Origin of the sequence: Kitasatospora sp. NBC_01539 (genome assembly GCF_045040525.1) — a bacterium.
Lineage (GTDB): Bacteria > Actinomycetota > Actinomycetes > Streptomycetales > Streptomycetaceae > Kitasatospora.
Genome location: NZ_CP109390.1, coordinates 3,505,791 through 3,519,589 on the forward strand (window position 1 = coordinate 3,505,791; position 13,799 = coordinate 3,519,589).

Annotated in this window: 13 protein-coding genes; 7 read left to right on the forward strand and 6 right to left on the reverse strand. The window is 75.0% G+C overall.

The features are described 5' to 3' along the window. Positions 1-169: 169 nt before the first annotated feature. The gene (locus OG335_RS14875; RefSeq protein WP_405011583.1) at positions 170-1,882 is read right to left on the reverse strand and encodes a DUF885 domain-containing protein; all 1,713 of its coding nucleotides are present in this window, start codon (positions 1,880-1,882) and stop codon (positions 170-172) included. Between the two features lie 248 nt (positions 1,883-2,130). Between OG335_RS14875 and OG335_RS14880 the strand changes: the two genes are divergently transcribed. After that, positions 2,131-3,030, forward strand: coding sequence for a TetR/AcrR family transcriptional regulator (locus OG335_RS14880; RefSeq protein WP_405011584.1), 900 nt, complete (start codon positions 2,131-2,133; stop codon positions 3,028-3,030). Positions 3,031-3,091: 61 nt separating this feature from the next. Here OG335_RS14880 and OG335_RS14885 read toward each other — a convergent pair whose 3' ends face one another. The 3 genes from OG335_RS14885 to OG335_RS14895 form a co-directional block, all read right to left on the reverse strand. Then, positions 3,092-3,952, reverse strand: coding sequence for a fumarylacetoacetate hydrolase family protein (locus OG335_RS14885; protein ID WP_405011585.1), 861 nt, complete (start codon positions 3,950-3,952; stop codon positions 3,092-3,094). 211 nt (positions 3,953-4,163) lie between these two features. Then, positions 4,164-5,312 carry a DUF6745 domain-containing protein gene (locus OG335_RS14890; protein WP_405011586.1) on the reverse strand — a complete coding sequence of 383 codons (1,149 nt, stop codon included), beginning with the start codon at positions 5,310-5,312 and terminating at the stop codon, positions 4,164-4,166. 45 nt (positions 5,313-5,357) lie between these two features. Next, entirely contained in the window at positions 5,358-5,684 is a 327-nt protein-coding gene (locus OG335_RS14895; RefSeq protein ID WP_405011587.1) for a hypothetical protein, read from the reverse strand. A 172-nt stretch (positions 5,685-5,856) separates the two neighbouring features. On the opposite strand from OG335_RS14895, the gene OG335_RS14900 reads away from it, so the two are divergent. From OG335_RS14900 to OG335_RS14925, 6 genes are all read left to right on the forward strand, one after another. Then, on the forward strand, positions 5,857-6,807 hold the full coding sequence (locus OG335_RS14900) for an STM4015 family protein (RefSeq protein WP_405011588.1): 951 nt from the start codon (positions 5,857-5,859) through the stop codon (positions 6,805-6,807). Between the two features lie 10 nt (positions 6,808-6,817). Then, a complete protein-coding gene (locus tag OG335_RS14905) occupies positions 6,818-7,738 on the forward strand; it encodes an STM4015 family protein (RefSeq protein ID WP_405011589.1) in 921 nt (306 codons plus the stop codon). A 3-nt stretch (positions 7,739-7,741) separates the two neighbouring features. Continuing rightward, positions 7,742-8,842 (forward strand): STM4014 family protein, encoded by a 1,101-nt coding sequence (locus tag OG335_RS14910; protein WP_405011590.1) that lies wholly within the window; start codon positions 7,742-7,744, stop codon positions 8,840-8,842. A gap of 77 nt (positions 8,843-8,919) precedes the next feature. Further along, on the forward strand, positions 8,920-9,741 hold the full coding sequence (locus OG335_RS14915; RefSeq protein WP_405015405.1) for an STM4013/SEN3800 family hydrolase: 822 nt from the start codon (positions 8,920-8,922) through the stop codon (positions 9,739-9,741). Next, positions 9,738-11,063: an STM4012 family radical SAM protein gene (locus OG335_RS14920; RefSeq protein ID WP_405011591.1), complete on the forward strand. Its 1,326-nt coding sequence runs from the start codon at positions 9,738-9,740 to the stop codon at positions 11,061-11,063. The genes OG335_RS14915 and OG335_RS14920 overlap by 4 nt, the downstream gene beginning before the upstream one ends. Beyond that, positions 11,060-11,953: an STM4011 family radical SAM protein gene (locus OG335_RS14925; RefSeq protein WP_405011592.1), complete on the forward strand. Its 894-nt coding sequence runs from the start codon at positions 11,060-11,062 to the stop codon at positions 11,951-11,953. The genes OG335_RS14920 and OG335_RS14925 overlap by 4 nt, the downstream gene beginning before the upstream one ends. 32 nt (positions 11,954-11,985) lie before the next feature. Here OG335_RS14925 and OG335_RS14930 read toward each other — a convergent pair whose 3' ends face one another. Together OG335_RS14930 and OG335_RS14935 are read right to left on the reverse strand one after the other, a co-directional pair. Then, the gene (locus OG335_RS14930) at positions 11,986-12,975 is read right to left on the reverse strand and encodes an ABC transporter substrate-binding protein (protein ID WP_405011593.1); all 990 of its coding nucleotides are present in this window, start codon (positions 12,973-12,975) and stop codon (positions 11,986-11,988) included. A gap of 56 nt (positions 12,976-13,031) precedes the next feature. Next, positions 13,032-13,784, reverse strand: a complete 753-nt coding sequence (locus OG335_RS14935) for an amino acid ABC transporter ATP-binding protein (protein WP_405015406.1) — start codon at positions 13,782-13,784, stop codon at positions 13,032-13,034. Between the last annotated feature and the right edge of the window lie 15 nt (positions 13,785-13,799).

Sequence of the window (13,799 nt, forward strand, 5' to 3'; positions counted from 1 at the left end):
GAGGGGAGAGGTGCGCACACGGCGCTTCCTCCAGACAAGCCCTCGGGCCGCCCGACGGCAAGGCGGATTGTGCAGAAATGTACGAATTGGGACTAAAGTCCTAAACCTGCCCGGTCCTGCGGCGGGGGCTCAGCCCTCCGCAGGACCGGATCCGCGGCCTCGGCGCCCGTCAGAGCGCGGAAAGCTCGGCGACCAGGTCGTCCAGGCCGAGCGAACCCTGCGAGAGGGCGGCCATGTGCCAGGCCTTGAGGTCGAACTCCTCACCGCGGGCCGTCGCCGCGGCCCGGGCGGCGGCACGGCCGCGCAGCCAGGCGCGCTCGCCGAGCTTGTAGCCGATGGCCTGACCGGGCATCCCCAGGTAGCGGACCAGCTCGCTGTCCAGGAAGTCGGCGGAGAGCCCGCAGTACAGGCCGAAGAACTCCCGGGCGTCGTCCGGGTGCATCGGCTCGCCGGGCCGGTACGGGGAGTCCGCGGGGAACTCCAGGCCGGCGTGCATGCCGATGTCGACGATGACCCGCAGCACGCGCATCATCTGGGCGTTGAGGTAGCCGAGCCGGTGCCCGGCGTCCGTGAGGTAGCCGAGCTCGTCCATCAGCCGCTCCGCGTAGAGCGCCCAGCCCTCCAGGTTGGCGCTGACCGCACCGAGGCTGACCTGGTAGGTGGAGAGCCGGTCGGCGATGTACGTCCACTGGGCGAGCTGCAGGTGATGGCCGGGGACGCCCTCGTGGTACCAGGTCGACACGAGGTCCCACTCCGGGAACGACGCGCGGCCCAGCGTGGGCAGCCACGTGCGGCCCGGACGGGAGAAGTCGAGCGACGGCTGGGTGTAGTAGGGCGCGGCGGCACTGCCGACCGGCGCGATTCTCGACTCCACGCGCAACAGCGGCTCGGCGAGATCGAAGTGGGTGCCCTGGAGGTCGCCGATGGCCTGGTCCATCAGGCCCTGGAGGTAGGACCGGGCGCTCTCCGCGCCCTCGATGGCGGGGCCCTCGGTCTCCAGCCAGCGCATCGCCTCCATCGGCGTCGCGCCGGGCCGCACCTTCTCCGCCTCGGCGCGCATCTGCGCGTCCAGGTCGTGGAACTGCTCCCAGGCCCAGCCGTACGCCTCGTCGAGGTCGAGCTCGGCGCCCGTCCAGTAGCTGACCCAGCGGGCGTACCGCTCCCGGCCGACCGTGTCGGAGGTGCCGGCCGCCGCCGGGCCGTACACGTCCCGCAGCCAGTCCCGCAGCCCGGCGAGCGCACCGGACGCCTCGACCGCGACGGCGGTCAGCCGCTCGCGCAGCGACTCGGGGGCGTCCTGCACGAACGCGCCGAACCAGCCGCCCGGCGTTTCGCCCTCCAGCCACTCGGCGATCTGGCCGACCACCGTGGTGACCTGCTGCGGACCGGACAGCAGACCGCGGGCCATGCCCTCGGCGAGGGTGCTGCGGTACTGGTCCAGGGCGGCGGGCACCCGGGCCAGGCGGCGGCCGACGAGCTCCCACTCCGCCTCGGTGCCGGTGGGCATGAGGGTGAAGACCTCGCGGACGTCGTGCACGGGCGAGCCGAGGTTGCGCAGCGAGCGGAAGTCCTCGCCCGCCTCGTGGAGGGCGAGTTCGGCGGAGAGCCGTTCGCGCAGCAGGCGGGCGCAGCGGCGTTCGGCGTCGTCGGCGGCGGCACCCGCGGCCTCGGCGGCGTCGAGCCGGGCGAGGGTCGTGCGGGCGAGGCCGACGATCGCCGCGCGGCCGGCCGGTGAGAGGTCGGTGATGCGGTCGTCATCCGGGTTGAGGCCGAGGTATACCGCGGTCAGCGGGTCGAGCTCGGCGAGGGCGTGGACATAGGCGTCGGCAATACGGCGGGGGGTGGTGCCGTCGACGTCGAGGGTGATCGGTTCTTGGACCATTCGGCCATCCTGTCGCAGCGCCGGGCGATTTCAAGACCCTCCGGGCCGCCTCTCGCAGGTTTGACGGACGGTCGGGCGCCGGGGCCGCCGACCGCCCGGCGCCCCGACCCCGCGGTGTCACGGGGCGTGCCCGCGAGCACGCCCAACGTGTTGGCCGGGGAAGGGCGGTGGACTCCGCGTCCACCCCGCGCGGGCAGGCCGGCAGCGGCCCCGGACGCCGCTTCCGGGCAGGGCCTAGGCTGGCGGGCATGGCAGTCAGAGACGTACCCGCGCGCGGTGCCCGACGGGCCTCGCGCTCCGTGGAGAGCCCCGGCGGCGCGTCCGCCCCGGACGGCGGCGCGGCGGGCGCCGGTGGCGTGGCGGGCGGTGGCGCGGCCGGCGACGGCGGGACGGCCGCGGGTGACGGCGGGACGGCCGCGGACCGGCCGCGCAGGGCCGGGTACCGGCGGCTGACGGTGGAACAGCGCCGCGAGCAGCTGATCTCGGTGGCGCTGGAGCTCTTCAGCACCCGGGCCCCCGAGGAGGTCGGGCTGGACGACGTGGCGCAGGCCGCGGGTGCCTCCCGGCCACTGGTGTACCGGTACTTCGCGGGCGGCAAGCAGCAGCTCTACGAGGCCGCGCTGCGGACCGCGGCCGACGAACTGAGCCGCCGGTTCCGGGTGTCGGGGGTGGGCACGCCCACCGAGCAGCTGGCCGAGGTGCTGGACGGCTACTTCGCGTTCGTCGCCGGACACGCGGCGGGCTACGGCGCGCTGCTCCGCGGCGGTTCGGTCGTCGAGACCGGGCGCACCACCTCGATCGTCGACGAGGTCCGCCGGATCGCGCTCCGCAAGACGCTGCGCCACCTCGGCGTGCGCTCGGCGGGACCGCGGCTGACCCTGCTGGTGCGGGCCTGGATCTCGGTGGTCGAGGCGACCGCGCTGAGCTGGCTGGACGAGGGGCGGCAGATCCCGCCGGAGTCCCTGCGGGACTGGCTCGTCGACGAGTTCGTGGCGATGAGCGCGGCGACGGCGGCACACGACCCGCAGACCGCGGACATGCTGGCCGGGCTGCTGGCCATGGAGCGCCCGGACGGTCCGGCGGGCCTGCTGGTCACACGCCTGCGCGGCCTGCTGCCGGGGCCGGGCGACCGCCCGGACCCGGCGTGAGCCCTGGCGCAGCGTAATCCCGGGCCCGGCGTGAGCCCGGGGCGGGCGCGAAGGTCCGCGCTCAGGCGGCGCCGAACACCTGCCGTTGCCGGCCGAGCCGGTCGACGGCGAGTTCGACCACGTCGCCGGGCTGCAGGAACGCCACGCCGGGGTGGCCGAGGGTGACGCCCGCCGGGGTGCCGGTGACCACGACGTCGCCGGGCTCCAGCACCATGAACCTGCTGAGGTAGCGGACGATCTCCAGCACCGGGAAGATCATGTCGGCGGTGGAGCCGTCCTGCCGCAGCCTGCCGTTGACCCAGAGCCGCAGCCCGAGGCGCTGCGGGTCGCCGACCTCGTCGGGGGTGACCAGCCAGGGGCCGAGCGGGGTGAAGGTCTCCGCCGCCTTGCCCTTGTCCCACTGGCCGCCGTGTTCGAGCTGGAAGGCCCGTTCGGTGACGTCGTTGACCGCGGCGTAGCCGGCGACGGCGGCGGCCGCCTCGGCGTCGGACTCCAGGTAGCGGGCGGTGCGGCCGATCACCACGGCGAGCTCGGCCTCGTAGTCGGTCTTGCGGCTGCCGCGCGGCACCAGGACCTCGTCGTTCGGGCCGACGACCGTGTTGCCCGGTTTGAGGAAGACCACCGGTTCGGAGGGGATCGCGGCACCCGCCTCGGCCGCGTGGTCGCGGTAGTTGAGGCCGATGCCGACGACCTTGCCGGGACGGGCGACGGGTGCGCCGATCCGTACGCCGTCGAGGTCGATCCGCGGCAGCGTGCCGGAGGCGGCCAGGGCCGCGAGGTCTGCGGCGGCCGCCGGGTCGAGCCCGGAGAGGAACGCCCCGTCGATCTCGGGGACGCGGGCCGACAGGTCGTACGCGGCGCCGTCGGGTCCGAGAACGGCGGGCCGCTCGGAGCCCGCGGGGCCGACGCGGAGGAACTTCACTGACCGTCACCGCCTTGTCTCGTCGCAGGTCGGCGGGGGTGCCGATCACCGGCCCGCCCTGTGCATCCGAGGTATATCAACGGCGTTCCCCGGTGAACCAGGGAGTGCGTGTGGGCGAGTTCCTCCGAAGTCGGCGCCGCGCGGCGGGGCCGGAATCGGGGGCCCGTACGGTTGACACCGCCGGGCGCCGGGCCGGGGCGGGACGGCCGGCTCAGGTCTCGCGCTGCGGCCGGTACTCCTCCTCGGTCACCCCGAAGGTCCAGGCGACGCCGGCCCGGGCGGTGCGGGTGGAGGGCGGCACACGGAGCCAGTAGGTGCGGAACGTGCCGTCCGGCTCGGCGGTGGAGTTGACCACCTCCACCATGACGACCGCCTCGTCGCCGGGCAGCAGGATCCGCCAGAGCACGCCGGTGTCGTCGCGGTGCACGGGCTCGGCCCCGGACTCCGCGAGATAGCGGTCGTAGCCGTAGAACTCCAGCATCACGCGCCGAAGTTCGGCGTTCTCCTCGGTGCGGATCCGTTCGGCGGTCACCTCGGCCAGACCGGCGAGGAAGTCGGCCGGCACCGGCATGCCGCGCCACGCGTGCAGGGCGAAGCCGTCGGCGAAGGCCAGCGCCGGGCCGTCCGCGCGGTCGAGCCGGCCCGCCTCGTCGCGGTGGAGTGCGACGGGGCGCTCGGCGATCAGCACGACCCCCTCGTACGGCCACCACCAGCCGGTCTGCGCGGCGACCTCGGCCAGCGGGCCGAGGCCGTCGGGCCCGTCGAGGGCGCCGGCCGCGTCGAAGGCGGCCAGCCAGGGTGCGTCGTGCTGGCCGAGCACGGCATCGAGCAGGGCGAGGCGGGTGGCGGTGCGCTCCGCGGCGGCCCGGGTGCGGGCGTCCGGGTCGGCACCGGCCGGCGCCTCGGGGGCGAGGCGGTCGAGCACGGCCTCGCGGAGCCGCCCGGCCAGGCCCTGGGTCTGCGGCAGGAGTTCGCCGCCGGTCAGTGCCCACAGCCCGGCCCAGCCCTGGGCCCCGATGCGTCCGTGGAGGGCGGTGCGGGCCTGCTCCCACGGGCGGGTGCGCACCGCGTCACGGACGCTGACAGCGCCCTCGGCGTGCAGGTGCAGTGCGGCCCTCGCGGCCTCCAGCGGCGAGCCGTACCAGCGGACGAGGCCGGGTTCGGCGAGCCCGGCGGCCCGGTAGGCGGCGCGCACCGCCCGCTCGGTCCGGGTGCGGTCGGCGGGGCCGGTGGCCGCCGCCACGGCGCGCCAGCGGGCGGTCGCCGCGTCGGGGGCGTGGGGGACGGCCGGGGACGTCCCGTGCGGGTGCGACACGTCCTCGCCGGTCACGGGCGAAGTGGCCGGGGTCGAAGTGGTCATGGGCGAAGTGGTCACGGTCGCTGCTCTCCTCGTCGTTCCGGCCGGTCAGTCCGCGACCACGCGGACGGAGCCCGGCACGTACTCGCGCTGCCGCACCACCCGGTGCCAGCCCTTGGGCAGCGGGATCGCGGCGTGTTCCTCGTGCACGACCCGGCCGCCCTCGGGCAGGTGCAGCCAGGCGGTGCCGAACGCACCCGACTCCCGCCGCAGCGTGCCCGGCCCGACCACCGCGTGGGCGTGGCCGGTGACCTCGCCGAGGGCCAGCACCATCCGGCCGCGGACGTCCCGCGGGAGCGGGACGAGGTCGGCCACGACCTGCGGCACGGCGCTCTCCTCCACCGGCACGATCAGCACATCACCCTGGCGGTACATCGGCCCTCCCCTGGTTCAGGACCGGCGGGTCCGCCGGCCTCGACGACACGAAAGCTAGGGCCGGGGTCCGACAACCCGTCACCGGTGCCGCCCTCGCTGCCGGGCCGTCGGTGGCGCCTGGTAGACAGGTGCCCGGCCGAGCGGATCTCCCCGGACCTCCCAGGAGCAGCGCATGACGATCAACAGCCACATCGAGCGGTTCCACGGGTTGCCCGTGGTCGAGCTCCGCAACGCGCCGAAGGTCGAGGACCGGCCCGCCGCGGACGCCGCCGCCTGGAAGATCGGGCTCGACTACGAGGACGAGCAGAGCTTCGACGACGCCTGGCAGCACTTCCTCGACACCGTCGACACCGCGCGGGTCACCGCCGTCGTGATCGGCAACTGGTCGCCGGAGGAGCCGGACCGGCTCGAAGCACCGCTTCGGACGATCACCGGCTCGGCGGACCGGCTGCCCGCCCTGCGGGGGCTCTTCGTCGGTGACATCACCTACGAGGAGTGCGAGATCTCGTGGCTCCAGATGTGCGACATCACCCCGGTCTTCGAGGCCTTCCCGCTCCTGGAGGAGCTGGTCGTCCGCGGCGCGGGCGACGACTGGGAGGGCAACGGCGGTCTGTCCCTGACGCCGCTGCGGCACGAGCACCTGAAGGCGCTGCGCTTCGAGGCCGGCGGGCTGCCCGGGCACGTGGTGCGGGCGGTCGGCGCCTGCGACCTGCCCGCGCTGGAGCGCCTGCAGCTGTGGCTGGGCGTGGACAACTACGGCGGCGACTGGGCCTTCGACGACCTGACGCCGTTCCTCACCGGCACCCGGCTGCCCGCGCTGCGCACGCTCGGCCTGCAGAACACCGTGCACCAGGACCGTGTCGCGGAGCTGGTCGCGCAGGCCCCGGTCGTCGCCCGGCTGGAGAGCCTCGACCTGTCGATGGGCGCGCTCACCGACGAGGGCGCCGCCGCCCTGCTGGACGGCCAGCCGCTGACCCATCTCGCCTCCCTCGACCTGCACCACCACTACCTCACCGAGCCGATGCGGCAGCGCCTGCGCGACGCCCTGCCAGGCGTCGCCCTCGACCTGTCCGACGCCAAGGAGTGGGACGACGAGTGGCGCTACGTCGCCGTCGCAGAGTAGGAGTGCCCCGATGACCCGAACGTTCCACGGACTACCCGTCTGCGACGTCCTGGCCGCCCTCGACCGGGGCGAGCCGCTGCCCCCGGCCGACAAGGCCGCCTGGCGGATCGCCCTCGGGTACGGCCACCGCGAGCCGTTCGAGGCGGCCTGGCAGCGCTTCCTCGACGCCGTCGACCTCGTGCACGTCCGCGCCCTGGTGCTCGGCGCGTGGTGGCCCGGCGAGTACGACGGCCTCGCCGGGCCGCTGGCCGCGATCACCGGCGCCGCCGGGCGGCTGCCCGCCCTGGAGGCGCTCTTCCTCGGCGACGTCGAGGCCGAGGAGTGCGAGATCTCCTGGCTGGAGATGTGCGACATCACCCCGGTGTTCGAGGTCTTCCCGCACCTCACCGACCTGACCGTGCGGGGCGGTTCCGGCCTGCGGCTGCGGCCGGTGCGGCACGGGCGGCTGCGCACGCTGGCCTTCGAGTCGGGCGGCCTGCCCGGCGAGGTGGTGCGGGCCCTCGGCGGCTCCGAGCTGCCCGCGCTGGACACGCTCGACCTGTGGCTCGGCGTCGACGAGTACGGCGGCGACCACGGCCTCGCCGACCTCGCGCCGTTCCTCACCGGCACCCGACTGCCCGCGCTGCGCACGCTCGGCCTGCAGAACAGCGAGTACCAGGACGACATCGCCGCGGCCGTCGCGCAGGCCCCGGTCGTCGCCCGGCTGGAGCGGCTCGCGCTGGGCCTGGGCGTGCTGACCGACGAGGGCGCCGCCGCGCTGCTGGCCGGGCAGCCGCTCACCCACCTCGCCGCGCTCGACCTGCACCACCACTACCTCACCGAGCCGATGCGGCAGCGCCTGCGCGACGCCCTGCCCGGCGTCGCCCTCGACCTGTCCGGCGCGGAGGACGAGGAGGACGAGGAGGACCGCTACGTGGCGGTCTCCGAGTAGGCGATGACCGTGCAGCTCACCGTCCTCGGCAACCCCGGCCACCGGCGCGTCGTGCTCTTCGCGGCCGCCGCCCGGGCCGCCGGCCTGCCCGAGCCGGCCGTCCTGCCCTGGCTGGACGTGCTGCGCGGCACGGACGGCCCGCCGCCCGGCACGCTGCTGCGGGTCGAGTCGCCCGGCGAGGAGCCGGCCGTCGACGCCCTGCTGCGCGGCCCCGCCCTCGGCGCCGGGTACGCGCCGACCCGGGTGGAGGGCGGCGCGGCGTGGCACGCGGGCGTGACGGCCGCCCTGCACCGGGTAGCTGCGCGGCCCGGGGTGCGGCTGCTCGGCGACCCCGCGGAGATCGCGGTGATGTTCGACAAGCGGCGCGCGCACCGGCTGCTCGCGCAGGCGGGCGTGCCGGTGCCGCGCGCCCTGGACGGGCCGCCGCCCGCGGGCTGGGCCGACCTGCGGGAGCGGCTGGCCGCCGCCGGGATGCGCCGGGTGTTCGTGAAACCGGTGCACGGGTCGTCGGCCTCCGGCGTGGTGGCGCTGGAACTCGGGCCGCGCGGGCAGGTGCAGGCGACGACGTCCGCGGAGCTGACCCCCGGCGGGCTGCACAACTCGCTGCGGGTGCGGCGCTACCGCACCGTGCCGGAGGTCGCCGAGCTGGTCGACCGGCTCGCCCCGGACGGCCTGCACGTCGAGCAGTGGGTGCCGAAGGCCGCGCAGTCCGGCCGCGCGGCCGACCTGCGGGTGGTGGTGGTCGGCGGCCGGGCCGCCCACGTCGTGGTGCGCACCAGCACCCGGCCGATGACCAACCTGCACCTCGGCGGGGCGCGCGGCGACCTCGCGCTCGCCCGCGAGGCGGCCGGCCCGGCCTGGCCGGTGCTGCTGGAGACCGCGGAGGCGGCCGCGGCCTGCTTCCCGGCCACGCCGACGGTCGGCGTCGACGTGCTGCCGACGGCGGGCTGGCGGCGCGCCGTCGTGGGCGAGGTCAACGCCTTCGGCGACCTGCTGCCGGGCCTGACCGGCCTGCCCGGCGGACCGGCCGAGGGCCTGGACACGTACGGTGCCCAGATCGCCGCCCTGCTCGCCGCACCACCCCGGACGGAAAGCCCCCGATGACCCACCGCACCCCCGACCCGGTCACTCCCGACCCGACCGGCCCCGACCCGGCCGCGGGCGGCCCCGGCATCCCCGACATGAACGCCGTGGTCGGCAGTCACGACCTGCTGCTCGTCACCCTCGACACGCTGCGCCTCGACGTCGCCGAGGAGCTCGCCGCGGCGGGCCGCATCCCGCACCTGGCCGCGCACCTGCCCGGTGGCCGCTGGGAGCGGCGGCACGCGCCCGGCAGCTTCACGTACGCCTCGCACCAGGCGATCCTGGCCGGGTTCCTGCCGACGCCGGCGAGTCCGGACGGGCCGCACCCGCGGCTGTTCGCGGCGCGTTTCGCCGGGTCGGAGACGACCGAGCCGCGCACCTGGGTGTTCGACACCCCGGACCTGCCGTCGGCGCTCGCGGGCGCGGGCTACCGCACGGTCTGCATCGGCGGTGTGGGCTTCTTCAACCGGCAGGGCCCGCTGGGGTCGGTGCTGCCGGGGCTGTTCCAGGAGAGCCACTGGACGCCGGGCATGGGCGTGCCCTCGCCGACGTCGTTCGAGGAGCAGGTCGCCTGCGCGGAGCAGGTCTGCGCCGAACAGCCCGCCGGGCAGCCGCTGTTCCTCTTCGTGAACGTCTCCGCGCTGCACCAGCCGAACTGGTTCCACCTGCCCGGGGCGGGCCGCGAGCACGGCGACACCCGGGCCAGCCACGCGGCGGCCCTGGAGTACGTCGACGCGCACGTCGGCCGGCTGTTCGCCGCGATGAGCCGGCGCCGCCCGTGCTTCGCGATCGTCTGCTCCGACCACGGCACGGCGTACGGCGAGGACGGCTACACCGGCCACCGGATCGGCCACGAGGTGGTCTGGTCGGTGCCGTACGCGCACTTCACCCTCCCCGCGTCCGAGAGGCCCGCCCGATGACGACGGCCACCACCGAGACCCCGTACCGCGGTTACGTGTACGCGTACCCGCACAAGACGGCGTACCGGCCGCTGCCGGGGCGACCCGCGCTGCGCGGCCTGTGGGCGGGCGAGCCGCAGCACGCGCTCTCGCTCTACCTCCATGTGCCGTTCTGCGAGGTGCGCTGCGGCTTCTGCAACCTCTTCACCCGGATCGGCAGCCCGGAGGGGCTGACCACCGCCTACCTGGACGCGCTGGAGCGGCAGGCCGTGGCCGTCCGGGACGCGCTGGACCCGGGCGCGCGGTTCGCGCTGGCGGCGTTCGGCGGCGGCACCCCGACCTACCTGACCGCGGCCGAGCTGACCCGGCTCTGCGACATCGCCGAGCAGCGGATGGGCGTCGACCTGCGGGCGGTCCCGCTGTCGGTGGAGGCCTCCCCGGACACCGCCACCGCCGACCGGCTGGCCGTGCTGGCGGAGCGCGGCACCACCCGGCTGAGCCTCGGCGTGCAGTCGTTCCTCGACGAGGAGGCCCGTTCGGCGGTGCGCCCGCAGAAGCGCGCCGCCGTGGAGGCGGCACTCGGGCGGATCCGGGCGGCGGGCATACCGGTGCTCAACCTCGACCTCATCTACGGCATCGACGGCCAGACCGAGGCCAGCTGGCTCGCCTCGCTGGACGCCGCGCTCGCGTGGCGGCCGGAGGAGCTGTACCTCTACCCGCTGTACGTGCGCCCGCTGACCGGCCTCGGCCGGCGCGCCGCCGACGAGCCGTCGCCCGAGTGGGACGCGCAGCGGCTCGCCCTGTACCGCGCGGGCCGCGACCACCTGCTCGCCGAGGGCTACGAGCAGGTGTCGATGCGGATGTTCCGCCGCGCCGGCGCGGCCACTGCGAGCGCGGGCGAGTACGCCTGCCAGACCGACGGCATGGTCGGGCTCGGCTGCGGCGCCCGCTCGTACACCGCGGGCCTGCACTACTCCTTCGACTACGCGGTGGACGCCCGCGAGGTGCGCGGCATCATCGACGACTACGTCGCGACCGCGGACTTCACCCGGGCCGAGGTCGGCCGGGCGATGGACGCCGACGAGAGCCGCCGGCGCCACCTCCTGCAGACCCTCCTGCAGGCCGAGGGGCTCGGACTCGCCGACTACCGGGCGCGGTTCGGCTCGCTGCCGGCCGACGACTTCCCCGCGGAGCTGGCCGCGTTCGAGGCCCGCGGCTGGCTGGCCGGGCGGCCCGGGCGGCTGGTGCTCTCCCCCGAGGGCCTGGCGCACTCGGACGCCGTCGGCCCGATGCTGTTCTCCCCCGCGGTGCAGGCCGCGATGGCCGCGTACGAGCAGAAGTGACCGTCGACCTCGGCCTGCCGGGCCGCCGCCCCGACGAGGTGCCGACGGACCTCACCCTGCTCTACCGCGGGCCGCTCTCCTCCTGCGACTACGACTGCCCGTACTGCCCGTTCGCGAAGCGGCGGGACACCCCGGAGCAGCTGCGGGCCGACCGGGCCGCGCTGGAGCGGTTCACCGCCTGGGCGGCCGGGCAGACCGCCGACACCCTCTCCGTGCTGTTCACGCCGTGGGGCGAGGGCCTGGTCCGGTCCTGGTACCGGAGGGCGATGGTCGAGCTGAGCCGGCTGCCGCACGTGCGGCGGGTGGCGATCCAGACCAACCTCAGCTGCCGCACCGACTGGCTGGCCGAGGCCGATCTCGGCACGCTGGCGCTCTGGGTGACCTACCACCCCGGGCAGGTGCCGCGCGAGCGGTTCCTCGCCCGGATCGGCGAGCTGGCGGCCATGGGTGTGCGGCACAGCGTCGGCATCGTCGGCGAGCCGGAACACCTGGACGCGGCCCGGGAGTTGCGCGCCGAGCTGCCCGCCTCGACCTACCTGTGGGTCAACGCCGCGGACGGCCGCCGCTACGACGACGCCGAAGCCGCCGTCTGGACGGCGGTCGACCCGCTCTTCGGCTGGAGCCGCGAGCCGCACCCCAGCGAGGGCCGGCCGTGCCGCACCGGGGAGTCGGTGGTCTCGGTCGACGGCGACGGCACGGTGCGCCGGTGCCACTTCGTCCGCCCGCCGCTGGGCAACCTCTACGACGGCTCGTACCGCTCCCGGCTGGTCCCGCGGGACTGCCCGCTGCCGGTCTGCGACTGCCACATCGGCTACGTGCACCTGGAGTCGCTGCCGCTCCACGACGTCTTCGCCGGGGGTGTCCTGGAGCGGATCCCGCACGGCTGGTGAGCCGTGCGGGACGCGGGCCTCCCCTCCGCGGCTCAGCCGATCTTCGGCAGGCCGGGCGGGTTGATCTCGGAGGTCTGCACGGCCTCCTCCCCCAGGCCCCAGCGCTTGAGCACCTGGGCGTAGGTGCCGTTCCTGATGATCTCGTTGACGGCACCGCTCAGCGCCTTCACCAGGCCGCTGTCCTTCTTGGTGGTCGCGGCGATCTTGCCGAGGACGTCGGCGCCACCGCCGGAGTAGGTGCCGATGACCTCGGTCTCGCCGGTCTGCGCGGCGTGGAAGGCCTCGGTGGGGTTGGGGCCGAGCCAGGCGTCGATCCGGCCCGAGCCGAGGGCCAGGTAGTAGTCGGAGGAGTTCTGGTAGTACTTGATGTCGACCGGCTTGAGGCCCGCCTTGACGTTCTGCTCGTTCCAGGAGATCAGCAGCTTCTCCTGGTTGGTGCCGGACGACGTGCCGATGACGTGACCGGCGACGTCCTTCGGACCGGTGACCTTCCAGCTGCCGCCCTTGCGCGCCTCGAAGCCGAGGATGTCGAGGCGGTAGGTGGCGAAGTCGTACTTCTCCTTGCGGGCCTCGGTCACGGTGATGTTGGTGAACCCGACGTCGTACTTGCCGCTGTCGAGACCGACGAAGACGTTCTCCCAGGAGACCGTGTTGCGCTGGACGTCGAGCCCGAGCACGTTGCCGACGAGCTGGGCGATGTCGGTCTCGACGCCGATGACGGTCTTGTCGTCGGTGGCGGTGAACTCCAGTGGCGGCACCGTGCCGGCGTTGCCGACGACCTGGAGGGTGCCCCGCTTTCTGATCTCCTCCGGGACGAGTGCGGCGACGGCGTCGACCTTGGGCGTGGTGACGCGCTTCTGGTCGGGCGTCAGGTTGACGGTGATCCCGTTCGGGGCCGTCCCGGCCTTCGCCGTGCCCGTCCCGTCACCGCCCCCGGCGGTGGACGCGGACCCGCAGGCGGTCAGGACGAGCGCGGCGGCGAGGGCCGCGACGGCGGCGGGCGTACGGCGGGACAGGGTCACGGCATGGCTCCTTGCAGGACGGTGGACCACGGGGCGCAGGGTCGGAAAGCTCCGGGTCACAGGACTTTGGACAGGAAGGCGCGGGTGCGCTCGTGCTGCGGGTGGTCGAGGACGGCCGCCGGCGGCCCCTGCTCGACGACGACGCCGCCGTCCATGAAGACGACGGTGTCGGCGACCTCGCGGGCGAAGCCGATCTCGTGGGTGACGACGATCATCGTGGTGCCGGCCGCGGCCAGGTCCTTGATGACGTCGAGCACCTCGCCGACGAGCTCCGGGTCGAGGGCGGAGGTCGGCTCGTCGAAGAGCAGCACCTTGGGTTCGAGGGCGAGTGCGCGGGCGATCGCGACGCGCTGCTGCTGGCCGCCGGAGAGGCGTCGCGGGTAGTCGGCGGCCTTGTCGGCGAGGCCGACCCGGCCGAGCAGCTCCAGTGCGCGCGCCCTGGCCTGCGCCTTCGGCAGGCGGAGCGCGCCGATCGGCGCCTCGGCCACGTTCTCCAGCACGGTGAGGTGCGGGAAGAGGTTGAAGTTCTGGAAGACGAAGCCGAGGTTGGTGCGCTGGCGCAGCACCTCGCGCTCGCGGAGTTCGTGGAGCCGGTCGCCGGAGCGCCGGTAGCCGATCAGCTCGCCGTCGATCGTGACGGTGCCGCGGTCGAGCTTCTCCAGGTGGTTGACGGCCCGCAGCAGGGTCGACTTGCCGGAGCCGGACGGGCCGAGCACGACGGTGACCGAGCCGGCCGCCACGCTCAGGTCGACGCCGCGCAGCACCTCCAGCCGGCCGAAGCTCTTGTGCACGCCGCGGATGTCCACCATCGCGGGGGCGGGGGC

What these genes read in the sequence shown, in the direction of transcription:
- OG335_RS14875 (WP_405011583.1), bottom strand. Translation starts at nt 1,882, where the DNA reads ATGGTCCAAGAACCGATCACCCTCGACGTCGACGGCACCACCCCCCGC.
- OG335_RS14880 (WP_405011584.1), top strand. Translation starts at nt 2,131, where the DNA reads ATGGCAGTCAGAGACGTACCCGCGCGCGGTGCCCGACGGGCCTCGCGC.
- OG335_RS14890 (WP_405011586.1), bottom strand. Translation starts at nt 5,312, where the DNA reads ATGACCACTTCGACCCCGGCCACTTCGCCCGTGACCGGCGAGGACGTG.
- OG335_RS14895 (WP_405011587.1), bottom strand. Translation starts at nt 5,684, where the DNA reads ATGTACCGCCAGGGTGATGTGCTGATCGTGCCGGTGGAGGAGAGCGCC.
- OG335_RS14900 (WP_405011588.1), top strand. Translation starts at nt 5,857, where the DNA reads ATGACGATCAACAGCCACATCGAGCGGTTCCACGGGTTGCCCGTGGTC.
- OG335_RS14905 (WP_405011589.1), top strand. Translation starts at nt 6,818, where the DNA reads ATGACCCGAACGTTCCACGGACTACCCGTCTGCGACGTCCTGGCCGCC.
- OG335_RS14910 (WP_405011590.1), top strand. Translation starts at nt 7,742, where the DNA reads ATGACCGTGCAGCTCACCGTCCTCGGCAACCCCGGCCACCGGCGCGTC.
- OG335_RS14915 (WP_405015405.1), top strand. Translation starts at nt 8,920, where the DNA reads ATGAACGCCGTGGTCGGCAGTCACGACCTGCTGCTCGTCACCCTCGAC.
- OG335_RS14920 (WP_405011591.1), top strand. Translation starts at nt 9,738, where the DNA reads ATGACGACGGCCACCACCGAGACCCCGTACCGCGGTTACGTGTACGCG.
- OG335_RS14935 (WP_405015406.1), bottom strand. Translation starts at nt 13,784, where the DNA reads ATGGTGGACATCCGCGGCGTGCACAAGAGCTTCGGCCGGCTGGAGGTG.